13 protein-coding genes are annotated in these 15,543 nt (G+C 67.3%); 6 read left to right on the plus strand and 7 right to left on the minus strand.

Annotation, left to right across the window (positions count from 1 at the left end; translation table 11 throughout):
- Positions 1 to 70: 70 nt before the first annotated feature.
- The 3 genes from AAG816_RS05295 to secG all read right to left on the minus strand — a co-directional run bounded on the left by AAG816_RS05295 (position 71) and on the right by secG (position 3,209).
- Positions 71 to 949 carry a VOC family protein gene (locus AAG816_RS05295; protein WP_341988492.1) on the minus strand — a complete coding sequence of 293 codons (879 nt, stop codon included), beginning with the start codon at positions 947 to 949 and terminating at the stop codon, positions 71 to 73.
- A 121-nt stretch (positions 950 to 1,070) separates the two neighbouring features.
- On the minus strand, positions 1,071 to 2,699 hold the full coding sequence (locus AAG816_RS05300; protein WP_341988493.1) for a CTP synthase: 1,629 nt from the start codon (positions 2,697 to 2,699) through the stop codon (positions 1,071 to 1,073).
- Between the two features lie 108 nt (positions 2,700 to 2,807).
- Positions 2,808 to 3,209, minus strand: coding sequence for a preprotein translocase subunit SecG (gene secG, locus AAG816_RS05305; protein WP_341988494.1), 402 nt, complete (start codon positions 3,207 to 3,209; stop codon positions 2,808 to 2,810).
- Between secG and AAG816_RS05310 the strand changes: the two genes are divergently transcribed.
- Positions 3,208 to 3,372, plus strand: a complete 165-nt coding sequence (locus AAG816_RS05310) for a hypothetical protein (protein ID WP_341988495.1) — start codon at positions 3,208 to 3,210, stop codon at positions 3,370 to 3,372. The two genes, secG and AAG816_RS05310, sit on opposite strands and share 2 nt — an antisense overlap.
- 155 nt (positions 3,373 to 3,527) lie before the next feature.
- Here the strand turns inward: AAG816_RS05310 and AAG816_RS05315 are convergent, their stop codons facing one another.
- Entirely contained in the window at positions 3,528 to 5,669 is a 2,142-nt protein-coding gene (locus AAG816_RS05315) for a sodium-translocating pyrophosphatase (RefSeq protein WP_341988496.1), read from the minus strand.
- Positions 5,670 to 5,778: 109 nt separating this feature from the next.
- Entirely contained in the window at positions 5,779 to 6,963 is a 1,185-nt protein-coding gene (locus AAG816_RS05320) for an aminotransferase class I/II-fold pyridoxal phosphate-dependent enzyme (RefSeq protein WP_341988497.1), read from the minus strand.
- A gap of 331 nt (positions 6,964 to 7,294) precedes the next feature.
- On the opposite strand from AAG816_RS05320, the gene AAG816_RS05325 reads away from it, so the two are divergent.
- The 5 genes from AAG816_RS05325 to accC all read left to right on the plus strand — a co-directional run bounded on the left by AAG816_RS05325 (position 7,295) and on the right by accC (position 12,179).
- Positions 7,295 to 8,716, plus strand: coding sequence for a M48 family metalloprotease (locus AAG816_RS05325; protein WP_341988498.1), 1,422 nt, complete (start codon positions 7,295 to 7,297; stop codon positions 8,714 to 8,716).
- Between the two features lie 31 nt (positions 8,717 to 8,747).
- Positions 8,748 to 9,512, plus strand: a complete 765-nt coding sequence (locus tag AAG816_RS05330) for a DsbA family protein (RefSeq protein WP_341988499.1) — start codon at positions 8,748 to 8,750, stop codon at positions 9,510 to 9,512.
- A gap of 160 nt (positions 9,513 to 9,672) precedes the next feature.
- On the plus strand, positions 9,673 to 10,116 hold the full coding sequence (gene aroQ, locus AAG816_RS05335) for a type II 3-dehydroquinate dehydratase (RefSeq protein ID WP_341988500.1): 444 nt from the start codon (positions 9,673 to 9,675) through the stop codon (positions 10,114 to 10,116).
- A 58-nt stretch (positions 10,117 to 10,174) separates the two neighbouring features.
- Complete coding sequence (gene accB, locus AAG816_RS05340; protein ID WP_341988501.1) at positions 10,175 to 10,642, plus strand: acetyl-CoA carboxylase biotin carboxyl carrier protein; 468 nt, start codon at positions 10,175 to 10,177, stop codon at positions 10,640 to 10,642.
- 184 nt (positions 10,643 to 10,826) lie between these two features.
- Positions 10,827 to 12,179 (plus strand): acetyl-CoA carboxylase biotin carboxylase subunit, encoded by a 1,353-nt coding sequence (gene accC / locus AAG816_RS05345; RefSeq protein ID WP_341988502.1) that lies wholly within the window; start codon positions 10,827 to 10,829, stop codon positions 12,177 to 12,179.
- Positions 12,180 to 12,365: 186 nt separating this feature from the next.
- Here the strand turns inward: accC and AAG816_RS05350 are convergent, their stop codons facing one another.
- Positions 12,366 to 13,691 carry a nitrate/sulfonate/bicarbonate ABC transporter ATP-binding protein gene (locus AAG816_RS05350; RefSeq protein ID WP_341988503.1) on the minus strand — a complete coding sequence of 442 codons (1,326 nt, stop codon included), beginning with the start codon at positions 13,689 to 13,691 and terminating at the stop codon, positions 12,366 to 12,368.
- Positions 13,692 to 13,703: 12 nt separating this feature from the next.
- Positions 13,704 to 15,443, minus strand: coding sequence for an ABC transporter permease subunit (locus AAG816_RS05355; protein ID WP_341988504.1), 1,740 nt, complete (start codon positions 15,441 to 15,443; stop codon positions 13,704 to 13,706).
- Between the last annotated feature and the right edge of the window lie 100 nt (positions 15,444 to 15,543).

A 15,543-nucleotide genomic window follows, 5' to 3' on the forward strand; every position in this document is an offset into this window, starting at 1 on the left:
CGCGCCGGTGTGCCGGCGAACCGCCCTCCCGCCCGAACGACACGAGGCGGCCGCCGCAGGCGCGGGACGATCACGCGGCGTCGTCGGGCCGCTCGATCACCAGGGTGGCACCCATGACGGAACGCGGCGGCACCACCACGATGCCCTGGATCTGCTCTTCCACCATTTTCCGCGCCAGCAGGCTGCGGCGCAGGTCCGCGGCGCCGGGCGAGGCGAAGCGCACCGCCGCCAGCCGCAGGCCCTCGCCCACCGGCGCCGGCACCGCATAGCGCTCCGTGAACAGCCCTGGGGTCATCACATCGATGGCGCCGCGCGGGGTCTGGGCCACATACCAGGCATCGCTGGCCCGGCGGGGGGTGCAGTCGCTCAAAGTGTCGATGAAGCTGAGATGATCGACGGGGCTCTCGGCCACCATCACCACGCCGATGACGCCGCTGACGCCATTGGCATGGCGCTGCATCTGCGGCGACCAGAAATTGTCCGGCTGGCGCTGGGTGCAGGTGAAGAAACCCGCGTCGGACGGGACCGGATCGCGGGCAAAGGCCAGCGAGAAGCCCACTTCCGCTTCTGTCCCATCCGACCGGCGGGCGATGCGGGAAAAGTCGAACACATCGAAGCCGCCGGCACCGGCCGCATCGAAGCTCGCCTTCTCGGCGGCGGGGTCGGTGCCTTGCAGCGCCAGCATGGACAGGCCCTCGCCATGGCTGGCGAGGAAGCCGCGATTGAACGCGCCGAACGAGAAATGCTCGGCGCCGTGGCCGGGAATCTTGTCCGGCTCCGCCACTTGCAGCAGCTCGATGAAGAAGCCGGGCACCTGCACGATGCGATTGTGGGTGCCCCAGGGATGCTGGTTGCGCGAACCGACCGTGAAGCCCAGCAGATCATAGACCTCACCCGCCGCGTCCAGATCCCGCACCAGATGGACGACGTGATCAAGGCCGCGACGCATGGGACTTCTTCCTTCTTTATACCAAGGTGCGAGGATGCTGACGCATCCGCACCTTGAAGCGCTCAAGCGCCGCGCGGGCTGATACCCGTGCGCGATGAGCAGGCCTCATCGCGCTTGGGTCCTAGACCAGCCGGCTCTGCTCGATGGCCGCCCCGATGAAGGACGCGAACAGAGGATGCGGCTGGAACGGGCGGGACTTCAGCTCCGGATGGAACTGCACGCCGATGAACCAGGGGTGATTGGTATATTCCACGATCTCCGGCAGCAGCCCGTCCGGGGACATGCCGGAGAATCGCATGCCGTGATCTTCGAGCCGCGACTTATAAGCGGTGTTCACCTCATAGCGGTGACGATGGCGCTCGGAGATTTCGCAGCCGCCATAGATGGAGGCCACGCGGCTGCCTTCGGCCAATTGGGCCAGATAGGCGCCGAGCCGCATGGTGCCGCCCAGATCGCCCGCCGCCGAACGGCGCTCCAGCTCGTTGCCCTTCAGCCATTCGGTGAGCAGGCCCACCACCGGCTCGGAGGTCTCGCCGAACTCGGTGGAATTGGCGTGCTTGATGTGGGCGAGATTGCGCGCCGCCTCGATCACCGCCATCTGCATGCCGAAACAGATGCCGAAATAGGGCACGGCGCGCTCACGGGCGAACTGCGCCGCCCGGATCTTGCCTTCCGCGCCGCGCTGGCCGAAGCCGCCGGGCACCAGAATGCCGTGCACATGCTCCAGGAACGGCGCCGGATCCTCGGTCTCGAAGGTCTCGCTCTCGATCCAGTCGAGGTTCACCTTGACCTTGTTGGCGATGCCGCCATGGGCCAAAGCCTCGATCAGGGACTTATAGGCGTCCTTCAGGCCGGTATATTTGCCGACGATGGCGATGGTGACTTCGCCCTCGGGATTGCGCACCCGCTGCTCGATGGTGGACCACCGCGCCAGATTGGGCGCCGGCGCCGGCTCGATGCCGAAGGCGGACAAGACTTCGTCGTCCAGGCCTTCCGCATGATAGGAGGCGGGCACGGCATAGATGTTGTCCACATCGCGCGCCTCGATCACCGCGCTCTCCCGCACGTTGCAGAACAGCGACAGCTTGCGCCGCTCCTCGCGCGGGATGGCCCGGTCGGTGCGGCAGAGCAGGATGTCCGGCTGGATGCCGATGGAGCGCAGCTCCTTCACCGAATGCTGGGTCGGCTTGGTCTTCAGTTCCCCGGCCGAGGGAATGAAGGGCATCAAGGTCAGATGGATGAAGATGGCGTGGTTGCGCGGCAGCTCGTTCTTGAGCTGGCGGGTGGCCTCGAAGAACGGCAGGCCCTCGATGTCGCCCACGGTGCCGCCCACTTCGATCAGCACGAAATCGAAGCCCTCGTTGCCGTCCAGCACGAAGTCCTTGATGGCGTTGGTGACGTGGGGGATCACCTGGATGGTGGCGCCGAGATAATCGCCACGCCGTTCCTTGGTGAGGATGTCCTGATAGATGCGCCCGGTGGTGATGTTGTCCTGCCGGGTGGCGGGATGGCCGGTGAAGCGCTCGTAATGACCGAGATCGAGATCGGTCTCCGCGCCGTCATCGGTGACGAACACCTCGCCGTGCTGATACGGGCTCATGGTGCCCGGATCGACGTTCAGATAGGGATCCAGCTTGCGCAGCCGGACCGTGTATCCCCGCGCTTGCAGAAGCGCGCCAAGAGCTGCGGCGGCGAGGCCCTTGCCCAGGGAGGACACGACGCCGCCGGTGATGAAGATATAGCGCGCCATGGGCTTCGACCTTACTCCGCACAAACACGATTCGGCGAGCAGCGATGCCTGTGGGGCATCGCCTCGCCTGTGGAGAACCTCACGCCGCGGCGAAGCGCGGCGTGTCGATCACTGCGACTTCGGAACCTGGGGGCCGGACGGAGCCGCCGGGACCGGTGCGGGCGCACCCTGGCCGGCGCCCTGCGGGCGGATCTGGTCGAGAATGGAACCGCCGGTGCTCTGCGGGACGCTGGGACCCGAGGGGCCATTGGTCGGCGCCAGGATGGAGGCCGGGGTCCGGCCCCAGCCGGCCAGGATGGTCAGCGACAGGCTGGTGATGAAGAACAGCGCCGCTAGGACCGCCGTGGCACGGGTGAGGACATTGGCGGTGCCGCGCGCCGTAAAGAAGCCGCCGCCCCCGCCGCCGCCGCCACCGATGCCCAGGCCACCGCCTTCGGAGCGCTGGATCAGCACCACGCCAATCAGGGCGAGCACCACCATCAGGTGAATGACGATCAGAACGGTCTGCATGAATTCCATCATCCTCACGCCGGACCTGGGCCGGAAGGCCTGGGCCGGGCGCGCAATTTCGCGCGGTTCGTACACGATCGAGCCGCGCAATGAAAGTCCGCTGCCCTGCATGGGGCGGCGGGCTGCCGCGCGAGGACGGCAACCCGCCCGCTACGCCGCATGACAAAGGCCGGGTTATCCCCCGCCTCAGGATCACGTCACGGCCCGCCTGCATCGCAGGCGGGCCGCACATGGTGTGTCGCAGGTCTCAGATATGGTCGCGCTTCAGATTCTGCAATCGGAAACGCCACATCCCCAGAGCATCGGCCATCGGGCGGTCTAGTGCCCCAGCACCGCCAGCAGCAGAAGCGCGACGATGTTGGTGATCTTGATCATGGGATTGACCGCCGGTCCGGCGGTGTCCTTGTAGGGATCGCCCACCGTGTCGCCGGTGACCGACGCCTTGTGGGCGTCCGAGCCCTTGTAGTGGCGCACCCCGTCCTTGTCCACGAAGCCGTCCTCGAACGATTTCTTGGCATTGTCCCACGCCCCGCCGCCCGAGGTCATGGAGATGGCCACGAACAGGCCGGTGACGATCACCCCCAGCAGCATGGCGCCCACCGCCGAGAAGGCCGCAGACTTGCCCGCCACGCCGCCCCCCGCCACGAAATAGATCACGAAATAGCAGACGATGGGGGACAGCACCGGCAGCAGCGAGGGGATGATCATCTCCTTGATGGCCGCCTTGGTGAGGATGTCGACGGCGCGGGAATAATCCGGCTTGTCGGTGCCGGCCATGATGCCCGGCTTCTCGCGGAACTGCCGGCGCACCTCTTCCACGATGGCACCCGCCGCCCGGCCCACCGCCGTCATGCCCATGGCGGCGAACAGGAACGGCAGCAGGCCGCCGAACAAAAGGCCCACCACCACATAGGGATTTTCCAGCGAGAAGTTCGGCACCACATTGGCGAAATAGCTGCCGGGCTGGGCCTGGGCGATGAAATAGCGCAGGTCCGCATTATAGGCGGCAAACAGCACCAGAGCGCCGAGGCCCGCCGAGCCGATGGCATAGCCCTTGGTCACCGCCTTGGTGGTGTTGCCTACCGCGTCCAGCGCATCGGTGGAGTGCCGCACTTCCGGCGGCAGGCCGGCCATCTCGGCGATGCCGCCCGCATTGTCGGTGACGGGACCGAAGGCATCCAGCGCCACCACCATGCCCGCCAGGGCCAGCATGGTGGTGGCCGCAATGGCAATGCCGAACAGGCCGGCAAGGCCATAGGCGCACAAGATGCCGGCGATGATCGCCAGGGTCGGCAAAGCGGTGGATTCCAGCGAGATCGCCAGGCCCTGGATGATGTTGGTGCCATGCCCGGTCACCGAGGCCTGGGCGATGGAGACCACCGGGCGAAAGCCGGTGCCGGTGTAATATTCGGTGATGACCACGATGGCCCCGGTCACCGCCAGCCCCACCACGCCGGACAGGAACAGGCCGGTGCCGGTGAAGGTGGCCCCCGTGATCGGCCCGAAGCCCGGCAACAGCCAGGTCACCAACGCCAAGGCGAACACCGACAGGCCGGCGGTGGCCCCCAGTCCCTTGTAGAGCGCACCCATGATGGACGAGGTCGGCCCCAGTTTGACGAAGAAGGTGCCCGCCACCGAAGTGAGGATGCACACCGCGCCAATGGCGAGCGGATAGAGAATCAGCGCGTTCAGCACCGCCGGCGTGGCGGCAAAGAAGATGATCGCCAGCACCATGGTGGCCACCACCGTGACCACATAGGTCTCGAACAGATCCGCTGCCATGCCGGCGCAGTCGCCGACGTTATCGCCCACGTTGTCGGCGATGGTGGCCGGGTTGCGCGGATCATCCTCGGGGATGCCCGCCTCCACCTTGCCCACCAGATCGCCGCCCACGTCGGCGCCCTTGGTGAAGATGCCGCCGCCCAAGCGCGCGAAGATGGAAATCAGCGAGGCGCCGAAGCCCAGCGCCACCAGCGCATCCACCACGGTGCGGTCGGTGACCGCATAGCCGAGAGACCGGGTCAGCACGGCGAAATAGACCGTCACCCCCAACAGCGCGAGGCCCGCCACCAGCAGGCCGGTGACCGCGCCGGCCTTGAAGGCGATGTCCAGCCCGCCCGCCAGCGACTTGGTGGCCGCCTGGGCGGTGCGCACATTGGCGCGCACGGACACATTCATGCCGATGAAGCCGGCCAGGGCCGAGAGGATGGCGCCGATGGCAAAGCCGATCGCCACCAGCCAGCCCAGCAGCAGGCCGACGATGATGAAGATCACCACGCCCACAATGCCGATGGTGGTATATTGCCGCTTGAGATAGGCCTGCGCGCCCTCGGCGATGGCGGCGGCGATTTCCTGCATCCGGGCGGTTCCGGGATCGGCGGCCATGACCGCTCGCCCGGCCCACACCCCATATCCCACGGCGAAAAGTCCGCAGGCGACAATCAGCAACAGTGCCAACATGAATCGACCCCTTCGTTTCCATCCCACTTTTTTATGGGAGGGAGTGTGAGGGGTGCGCCGGAAAGTCGCAACCGGGGAGTTTTACGGGGCGGCGACCGCCCCGCGCGCCCTATTCCTTGGCGAGGAACGCCCCGATGCGCACCACCGCCTCGCGCATGTGCTCGGGCGAGCCGGCATAGGACAGGCGCAGGAACTGCTTGCCGCGGAACGGATCGAAATCCACCCCCGGCGTCGCCGCCACATGGGCGCTGTCCAGCAGGCGGATGGCGAAGGCGTGGGAATCGCCGGTGAAGCGGGACACGTCCGCATAGAGATAGAAGGCGCCGTCGGCGGGCAGGAAGTGGTCCAGCCCGATGGTGGGCAGCCCTTCGCTCAAGATGCGGCGGTTCTCCTCGTAGCCGCGCTTCACCGCCTCCATCTCTTCCGTGCCGTCGAACGCGGCTTCCGCCGCCACCTGCGACAGGGTGGGCACGGAGATGGAGAAGTTCTGCTGCAACCGCTCCATAGTGCGCGACAGGCCGGGCGGCACCACCATCCAGCCCACCCGCCAGCCGGTCATGCAGAAATATTTGGAGAAGGAATTGATGACCAGCACGTCATCGGCCACCTCCGCCGCGCTCACCGCCGGAAAGGCATAGTCGAGCCCGTGATAGATCTCGTCGGAGACGAACCGCAGGCCCATCTCCTGGGAGGCGGCGTATAGCGCGGTGAGCGCCGCCCGGTCCATCATGGTGCCGGTGGGATTGGCGGGGCTGGCCACCAGCACGCCCTTCAAGGGCTTGTCCGCATGGGCGGCGCGCAGGGTCTCCGGCGTGATGGCGAATCGGTCTTCGGCGCGGGTCTCGATCAGCACCGGCTCGCAGCCCAGCGCGGAGAGCACATGGCGATAGGGCGGATAGCCCGGCGCGGCGATGGCCACCCGGTCGCCGGGCTCGAACAGCGCCAGGAAGGCCAGGATGAAGCCGCCGGACGAGCCGTTGGTCACCACCACCCGCTCCGGGTCCAGATCCAGGCCGTGGGTGTCCCTATAGTGCCGGGCGATCCGCGCCCGCAGCGAGGGAATGCCCAGCGCCGCCGTATAGCCCACCTGCCCGCGCTCCAGCGCAGCGGCGGCGGCGCGGCGGGCGGTGAGCGGGGCGGGGGCTGCCGGCTGGCCCACTTCCAGATGGATCACCTGCGCCCCCTGCGCCTCCAGCCGGGCCGCATGGTCCATCACGTCCATGACGATGAACGGCGCCACATCGCTGCGGCGGGAGGCGGGCACGGGGCCACGGGAGAGGGGGCGCAAAGTCATCGCATTCGCTTTCGTGATCGGGGCCGGCGCCTTGGCCCCGGATGCCGGAGCGTCATGCCGTGTTGCCGCCGCATTCCCGCTGTGGGTAGAGGTCAGCACACCTTCGGGAAGGCAGATGTGATGACCGTGAGCGTGGGGCTCACCCGGTTCGCTTCGGCGTCCACCGCGCGCAATCCGTGCGTGCAACCGGTGCGCGCAACGATCCGACGACGCGTCGGCGCGTGACCTGTGACCAAAGGGCGTGCTAGCCCAATGGACCGGCATCGCCAAGGGCCTGTGCGCCGCGGACATGGGCCGGCGCCGCCATCAAACGGGGGAGTGAGACTTTTTCATGTGTGCCGCGCCTGCCGTTCCCTTGCTGCGCCGCGCGGCATCGGCCCTCGGTGCCGTGCTGACGCTGGTGGCCGCCTGCCATCTGGCCCTCTCCCCCGCCGTGGCGCAGTCCGGGCCGGGACGCGGCCCGCAGGTGATCCGCGACACCGAGATCGAGAATTTGCTGCGCGACTACACGCGGCCGATCCTCAAGGCCGCGAACCTGTCCCAGCAGAATGTGGAAGTGGTGCTGATCAACGACCCGTCCTTCAATGCCTTCGTGGCGGACGGGCGGCGGATCTTCATCAACACCGGCGCTTTGGTGGATTCCACCACCCCGAACCAGATCATCGGCGTGCTGGCCCATGAGACCGGCCATATCGCCGGCGGCCATCTGGCCCGGCGGCGCGAACAACTGGCCGGCGCCCAGACCATGGCCATCGTCGCCATGCTGATGGCCGGCGCGGGGGTGGCCGCCGGTGCGGCCGGCGGCGCCAGCGGCGGCAATATCGGCAATGCGGCAGCGGGCGCGGTGCTCGCGCCCCAGGAGATGATCCGGCGTTCCCTGCTGGCCTACCAGCGCGGCGAGGAACAGGCGGCGGATCGCTCGGCGGTGAGCTATCTCAACGCCACCCAGCAATCCGCCAAGGGCATGCTGGAGACGTTCGAGCGGTTCCAGAACGACCAATTGTTCCTCAGCCAGCGCATCGATCCCTATCTGCTGAGCCATCCCATGGCCCGCGAGCGCATCGCCGCGCTGGAGGAACTGGCCAAGAAGAGCCCCTATTACAACGCCAAGGATCCCCCCGCCCTCCAGGCCCGCCACGACATGATGCGCGCCAAGTTGGTGGGGTTCCAGGAGCGGCCGGACGGCGTCGCCCGGCGCTATCCCCTTTCCGACACCTCGATGCCGGCGCTCTATGCCCGCGCCATTTCCGCCTACCGCTTCGGCAGCATGTCCGGCGCCATCAGCCAGATCGACGCTCTGATCGCCCGCGAGCCGTCCAACCCCTATTTCCCGGAGTTGAAGGGCCAGGCGCTGCTGGAAGCCGGCCGCGCCAATGAAGCGGTGGCGCCCCTGCGCAAGGCGGTGGCCATGACCAATGGCGCGCCGCTGATTCGCGCCATGTTGGGACAGGCCCTCGTCGAAGCGGGAAATCCGGCCTATACGGACGAGGCGATCCGGGAATTGCTCCAGGCGACGCAGCGCGATCCCGACAGTGCCAGCGGCTGGCGCGCGCTCGCCAAGGCCTATGATCGCAAGAACAACCGGCCTGCGGCGTTTCTCGCCTCGTCACAGGCCGCCTTGGCCTCCGGCGATTTCCGCACCGCGCGGGAATTGGCGGCGCGGGCGCGGGAAGGATTTCCGCCCAATTCGCCCGGCTGGCTGAAGGCCGACGACATCGTGACTAGCAAGCCGCCCAAATCCAATGACAATTAACAAGGGTATGTCCCCGATCATGGAGATCCAGATGCTGTCCCGCTCCGGCCTGCGCGCCGCTCTTGCCGCCGTGGCCGCCCTCGGGATGACGGCCATGGCCGTGGCTCCGGCCGCCGCCTTCACCGATGCGGAAAAGGCCGAACTGGGCCCGGTGATCCGCGAATACCTGATCAAGAACCCGGAAGTGCTCCAGGAAGCCATCTCGGTGCTGGAAAAGCGCCAGAGCGACGCGGAAGCCCAGGCCCGCGCCAAGACCCTGGCGGATATCAAGCCGCTGGTGTTCGACAGCCCGCGCGGCGTGGTGATCGGCAATCCCAAGGGCAATGTGACCCTGGTGGAGTTCTTCGATTACAATTGCGGCTACTGCAAGCACGCCCTCTCGGACATCAATGCCCTGGTGAAGGCCAATCCGAACCTGAAGGTGGTGCTGCGCGAATTCCCGGTGCTCGGACCGGGCTCGGTGGAAGCCGCCCAGGTGGCGGTGGCCGTGCGCATGGTGGCCCCTGACAAATACATGGCCTTCCACCAGGCCCTGCTCACCGGCCGCGGCCAGGCCGACCGCGCCCGCGCGCTCGCCGCCGCCAAGGAAGTGGGCATCGACACCGCGCTGCTGCAAAAGCAGGCGTCCTCGCCCGAACTGAACGCCACCCTGGACGAAAGCATGAAAATCGCCCAGGCGCTGGGCCTGAACGGCACCCCCTCCTTCGTCATCGGTGATGATGTGATCGTGGGCGCGGTGGGCCTGGAGAAGCTGCAGCAGGCGGTCACCGCCGGCGGCAAAACCAGCACCAACTGATGCCAAGCGCCCCTCCCCCGGCCCCTGCGGCCGGTGGGAGGCGGCTGCCGGCCGGTGACGGTTCGGTGAATGCTCGCAAGTGGCGTCTTTCCTTGCGAGGGAAGGCCCCCTATAACCGCGCGGGCCCGGCGCGACCGGGTCGCAGGCTGAACCGTCACGGATGTCCGACATCATCCACGTCCTCAATGGCCCCAATCTCAATCTGCTCGGCACGCGCGAGCCCGCCATCTATGGCGCGGCGACGCTGGCGGATGTGGAGGTTCTGTGCCGTGAAACCGCCAGCCGCCATGGCCTGGAGCTGGTGTTCCACCAGACCAACCACGAAGGCGTGCTGGTGGATCTGATCCAGGCCGCGGCGGGCGCGGTGGGCATCGTGCTGAATGCCGGCGCCTATACCCACACCTCGGTTGCCCTGCGCGATGCCATCGCCGCGGTGGGCGTGCCGACGGTGGAAGTGCATCTTTCGAACGTGTTCGCCCGCGAGGCGTTCCGCCACCATTCCTTTCTCTCCCCGGTCGTCCGGGGCGTGATCTGCGGCTTCGGCCCCCAGAGCTACGCCCTCGGCATCGCGGCCCTGGCCACTGACCGGCAGGCCCGCGCATGACCCCGACCGCCATCCGCAAGGAGCTCCTGCGTGGCCCCGGCCACGTGTGTGCATGATCATGATGAAACCAGCCAAGCCCCCCATCGACACCGCCCTCATCCGCGAGATCGCCACCCTGCTGTCCGGGAGCGACCTGACCGAGATCGAGGTTCAGAACGACGACCTGCGCATCCGCGTGGTGCGCGCGCCGGCCACCGTCACGGTGGCCGCGGCCCCGGTGGCGGCGCCTGCCGCCACGGTGGCGCTTGCGCCGACCATGGCGGATGCCTCCGCCATCGACTTTTCCAAGCACCCTGGCGTGGTGACCTCGCCCATGGTCGGCACCATCTATCTGGCGCCGGAGCCGGGTGCGGCCAATTTCGTCGATGTGGGCAGCCAGGTGCGCGAGGGTCAGTCGCTGCTGATCGTCGAAGCCATGAAGACCATGAACGCCATTCCGGCCCCCCGCGCCGGCACCGTGACCCGCATCCTGGTGGATAACGGGCACCCGGTGGAATATGGCGAGCCGCTGCTGATCATCGAGTGATCGGCCGGCGCCGCGCGCGCAGTCGCGCCGCGGTGCCTGAGGACAAACGACGCCGGATCACACCAGGGCGCCCTTCCCCTTTCCTGAGGCGCCCATCCGGCTTCGCATTCGAGGCAAGAGACCGACCGTCATCCGCCCGCATCGCCGGGCGGCGGCGTCGCGCTCCAAGGCAGGCATGGGTCCGATGTTCGAGAAAATCCTGATCGCCAACCGCGGCGAGATCGCTCTGCGCATCCTGCGCGCCTGCAAGGAACTGGGCATCGCCACCGTGGCCGTGCATTCCACCGCCGATGCGGACGCCATGCACGTGCGCCTGGCGGACGAGAGCGTGTGCATCGGGCCGCCCGCCGCCCGCGACAGCTATCTGAACATTCCCTCCCTGCTGGCCGCCTGCGAGATCACCGGCGCCGACGCGGTCCATCCCGGCTATGGCTTCCTGGCGGAAAACGCCCGCTTCGCCGAGATCCTGTCGGACCACAACGTGCACTTCATCGGCCCCAAGGCGGAGCATATCCGCATCATGGGCGACAAGATCGAAGCCAAGAAGACCGCGCAGCGCCTGGGCATTCCGGTGGTGCCCGGCTCCGAGGGCGGCATCACCAATGACGAGGACGCCCATCGGGTTGCCGCCGAGATCGGCTTCCCGGTGCTGGTCAAGGCCGCCTCCGGCGGCGGCGGGCGCGGCATGAAGGTGGCCATGACCGCCGACGACCTCAGCCAGGCGCTCTCCACCGCCCGCACCGAGGCCAAGGCGGCGTTCGGCGACGATTCGGTCTATCTGGAAAAATACCTGTCCACCCCGCGCCACATCGAAGTCCAGGTGCTGGGCGACGGCAAGGGCAACGCCATCCATCTGGGCGAGCGCGACTGCTCCTTGCAGCGGCGCCACCAGAAGGTGTGGGAGGAAGCCCCCTCCCCGGCGCTCAACGCCTCGCAGCGCACCGAGATCGGCGAGATCGTCGCCGCTGCCATGCGCGAGCTGAAGTATCTCGGCGTCGGCACGGTGGAATTCCTCTATGAGGACGGGCGCTTCTATTTCATCGAGATGAACACCCGCATCCAGGTGGAGCATCCGGTGACGGAAATGATCACCGGCATCGACCTGATCAACGAGCAGATCCGCGTCGCCGCCGGCCTGCCGATGAACTTCACCCAGAAGGACATCGTGCTGGACGGCCACGCCATCGAATGCCGGATCAATGCGGAACATCCCCGCACCTTCCGCCCCTCACCCGGCAAGATCACCCACTATCACGTGCCCGGCGGCCTCGGCATCCGCGTGGATAGCGCCGCCTACCAGGGCTATACGATCCCGCCCTATTACGACTCGCTGGTGGGCAAGCTGATCGTCCACGGCCGCACCCGCGAGGAGTGCCTGATGCGCCTGCGCCGGGCGCTGGACGAGTTCGTGGTGGACGGGGTGGAGACCACCTTGCCGCTGTTCCGCACCCTGGTGCGCACCCAGGCCATCGCCGACGGCGCCTATGACATCCACTGGCTGGAGCATTTCCTGGCCGAGGGCGAAGGCAAGTCCTGAGAGACGCGGCGCACTGACGTCACTCAGCGCCCTCTCGCCGTCATGGCCGGGCTTGTCCCGGCCATCCACGCGGTGGGGCCAGGAACGTCATTGAGAGGGCCAGCCAGCGGCGGGGCGTGGATGCCCGGCACAAGGCCGGGCATGACGACCACGCGGGAGACCCGGACGGAGCTTGGAAAGCCCCGCTCAGTCCTCGTCTTCCAAACTGAACTGCTGGGTCTTCTCGTCATAGGCGAAGGCTTCGCCGTAGCGGGCCCAGGAGATCACCGTGCGCAAGGTGCGCTCGGCGAACTCCTCGGACATGTGGTCCTCCAGTTCCTCGGAGAAGCGCGAATAGGGCGCGCGGTGGCTGGGGCGCTCCTCCAGCACCCGGCGGATGTGGGCGGCCAGCGCCACATGCCCCAGGAGTTGCTTGGCGAACTGGTTCTTGCGCGGCTCCACGTCCGCCTCCACGAAGGCGCGCCCCGCGGGGGTGAGGATGATGTCGCCCTCGGTCACTTCCGCGAACCGCAGCATCTGCAGGGTCTCGGCCATGGGGAACAGCGCGTCGGCGGAGAGGTTCAGCCCGTCCGCCAGCGCCGGCAGATCGGCGCGGCCGTTGTAGGGCGCGTCCGCCAGTTCCTCCAGCAGACCGGCCATGAGGTTGGTGGACACCGGCTCCAGCGCCGTGGCGAGGCCCGCGTCATGGCTGGCGGCGCCCTGCCCCGGCGTGGCGCCGGGGGCGTGGCGATTGGTCATGCGGGCGTAGATGTCCTCCACCAGTTCCCGGAACTCCGGCGCCAGACGGTCGCGGGGATGCGGCAAGGTGATGGGCATCTCATGCGCCACCCGGCCGGGATTGGAGGAGAAGATCAGGACGCGGTCGCACATCAGCACCGCTTCCTCGATGTTATGGGTCACGATCAGGATCGACTTGATCGGCAGCAGGCCGTCGGTCCACAGATCGATGATGTCGGTGCGAAGGGTCTCGGCGGTGAGCACGTCCAGGGCCGAGAACGGCTCGTCCATGAGCATCAGGCGCGGATGCACCACCAGGGCGCGGGCGAAGCCCACCCGCTGGCGCATGCCGCCGGACAATTCCTTGGGATAGGCGCTCTCGAAGCCGCCGAGGCCGATCAAATCGATGGCCTGCTCCGCCCGCCGCCGCCGCTCCGTTGCGTCGATGCCCAGCGCCTCCAGGCCGATCTCCACATTCTGCAGCACGGTGAGCCAGGGAAACAGCGCGAAGGTCTGGAACACCATGGACAGGCCCTTGCAGGGGCCCTTCACCGCCTCGCCGCACCATTTCACCTCGCCCGCATAGGGCGGCACCAGGCCGGAGATGATGCGCAGCAAGGTGGACTTGCCCGAGCCGGAGCGGCCCAGCAGGCCGACGATCTCGCCCTCGGCGATGCTGAGCGACACGTCGTCCAGCACCAGGAAGCGATTGTTGTCGTTCTTTTTGAACGACTGCACCACATGGGACACTTCCACCAGGGGCGTGCCCGCTTTGGACGCGGCGGTTTCAAGCATGGGTGCGTCTCCTCAATCCAGGCGCAGGCGCTTGGAGGCAAACGTGAACAGGGGGCGCCACAAGGTGCGGTTGAAGGCCATCACGTAGAGCGACATGATGGCGATGCCGAGCGTGATGCGCGGGAAATCGGCGGCGGTGGTGGCCTCGGCGATATAGGAGCCCAGCCCCTCGGCGCGCAGGGTGGTGTTGCCCCAGCTGGCCACCTCGGCGACGATGCTGGCGTTCCAGGAGCCGCCGCTGGCGGTCAGGGCGCCGGTCACATAATAGGGGAATACCCCCGGCAGGATGACCTTGAACCACCATTGCGCGCCCTTGAGATGGAACGAGGACGCGGCCTCCTTCATGTCATTGGGGAAGGCGCTGGCCCCGGCGATGACATTGAACAGGATGTACCACTGGGTGCCCAGGATCATCAGCGGCGACAGCCAGACATTGGGATCGAGGCCGAAGCGCACGATCATCACCACCGCGAACGGAAACACGATGTTGGCCGGAAAGGCCGCCAGGAACTGCGCCACCGGCTGCAATGCATTGGCCACCTTGGGCCGCAGGCCGATCCACACTCCCACGGGCACCCACACCAGCGAGGCGAGCGCGATCAGCACCGCCACCCGGATCAAGGTGAGGAAGCCGAGCCAGACCACGTTCAGAACTTCGCGCCAGCCCACTTCGGTGGCGACGAAGCTGACGATCAGCCACAGCCCATAGAGCGCGACGCCGATCACCATGGCGGTCCACACCCCATCCATGGGCCGGCTGGCCCAGGCGCGGCTGACGTGGTGCGGCACCGGCACCGGGCTGCGCAGCGGCATGCGCGCCGCGCCCCGGAACAGGCTGCCCAGCGGCGAGAGCACAAGGCGGAACAGGTGCGCCCGCTTCACCAGGTCCAGCACCCAGGAGCGTGGCGGCGGCGCGCCGGCGGACTGCTCGAAGCGGAAGCGGTCGGCCCAGGCCACCAGCGGGCGGAACAGCAGTTGATCATAGATCAGGATGATCACCAGCATGGCCAGCACCGACCAGCCCACGGCGACCAGATCCTTCTCGGCGATGGCGGTGGACACATAGGCACCGATGCCCGGCAGCGTGATGGTGGTATTGCCCACCGAGATCGCCTCGGAGGCCACCACGAAGAACCAGCCGCCCGACATGGACATCATGGTGTTCCACACCAGGCCGGGCATGGAAAACGGCACCTCCAGCCGCCAGAAGCGCTGCCAGCCGGTGAGGCGGAAGCTGCGGGAGACCTCTTCCAGATCGCGGGGCAGCGTCTTCAGCGACTGGTAGAAGCTGAAGGTCATGTTCCAGGCCTGGCTGGTGAAGATGGCGAACACCGCCGCCATCTCGACGCCGATCACCTGGCCGGGGAACAGATTCATGAAAAACAGCACGGTGAAGGACAGAAAGCCCAGCACCGGCACCGACTGGAGAATGTCCAGCACCGGGATCAGCACCATTTCCGCGCGGCGGCTCTTCGCCGCCAGGGCGCCATAGGCAAAGGTGAAGATCAGCGAGGCGATGATAGCCGCCAACATCCGCAAGGTGGTGCGCAGCGCATATTCCGGCAGCGCCCACGGGCTGAGCGAGATCGGCACCTGCTCCATGTCGGCAATGGGAATGAGGGTCTGCTGCGTGCCCTGGGTAAACAGGGCGAACAGCCCGAACACCAGGACGAAGGCAAACAGGTCGAACGCGCTGACCAGGGGGCGGCGGCCCGGATCGGTCGTCTTGCCGGCGGCGGATGGAAGAAACATGACGAACACCCGCTGAAGACGAGGACAAGGAGGGCCTGCAGCCGCATACCCCTCGGGGCAGTAGCGCGGCCAGATGACAGAATGACTACGCACCCGCCGC

Origin of the sequence: Azorhizobium sp. AG788 (assembly GCF_943371865.1) — a bacterium.
Taxonomy (GTDB): domain Bacteria; phylum Pseudomonadota; class Alphaproteobacteria; order Rhizobiales; family Xanthobacteraceae; genus Azorhizobium.

Coding starts and splice junctions, on each gene's coding strand:
- AAG816_RS05300 (WP_341988493.1), bottom strand. CDS start 2,699: ATGGCGCGCTATATCTTCATCACCGGCGGCGTCGTGTCCTCCCTGGGC.
- AAG816_RS05355 (WP_341988504.1), bottom strand. CDS start 15,443: ATGTTTCTTCCATCCGCCGCCGGCAAGACGACCGATCCGGGCCGCCGC.
- AAG816_RS05310 (WP_341988495.1), top strand. CDS start 3,208: ATGAATTCCATCATCCTCACGCCGGACCTGGGCCGGAAGGCCTGGGCC.
- AAG816_RS05330 (WP_341988499.1), top strand. CDS start 8,748: ATGCTGTCCCGCTCCGGCCTGCGCGCCGCTCTTGCCGCCGTGGCCGCC.
- AAG816_RS05320 (WP_341988497.1), bottom strand. CDS start 6,963: ATGACTTTGCGCCCCCTCTCCCGTGGCCCCGTGCCCGCCTCCCGCCGC.
- aroQ (WP_341988500.1), top strand. CDS start 9,673: ATGTCCGACATCATCCACGTCCTCAATGGCCCCAATCTCAATCTGCTC.
- AAG816_RS05350 (WP_341988503.1), bottom strand. CDS start 13,691: ATGCTTGAAACCGCCGCGTCCAAAGCGGGCACGCCCCTGGTGGAAGTG.
- secG (WP_341988494.1), bottom strand. CDS start 3,209: ATGCAGACCGTTCTGATCGTCATTCACCTGATGGTGGTGCTCGCCCTG.
- accB (WP_341988501.1), top strand. CDS start 10,175: ATGATGAAACCAGCCAAGCCCCCCATCGACACCGCCCTCATCCGCGAG.
- AAG816_RS05295 (WP_341988492.1), bottom strand. CDS start 949: ATGCGTCGCGGCCTTGATCACGTCGTCCATCTGGTGCGGGATCTGGAC.
- accC (WP_341988502.1), top strand. CDS start 10,827: ATGTTCGAGAAAATCCTGATCGCCAACCGCGGCGAGATCGCTCTGCGC.
- AAG816_RS05325 (WP_341988498.1), top strand. CDS start 7,295: ATGTGTGCCGCGCCTGCCGTTCCCTTGCTGCGCCGCGCGGCATCGGCC.
- AAG816_RS05315 (WP_341988496.1), bottom strand. CDS start 5,669: ATGTTGGCACTGTTGCTGATTGTCGCCTGCGGACTTTTCGCCGTGGGA.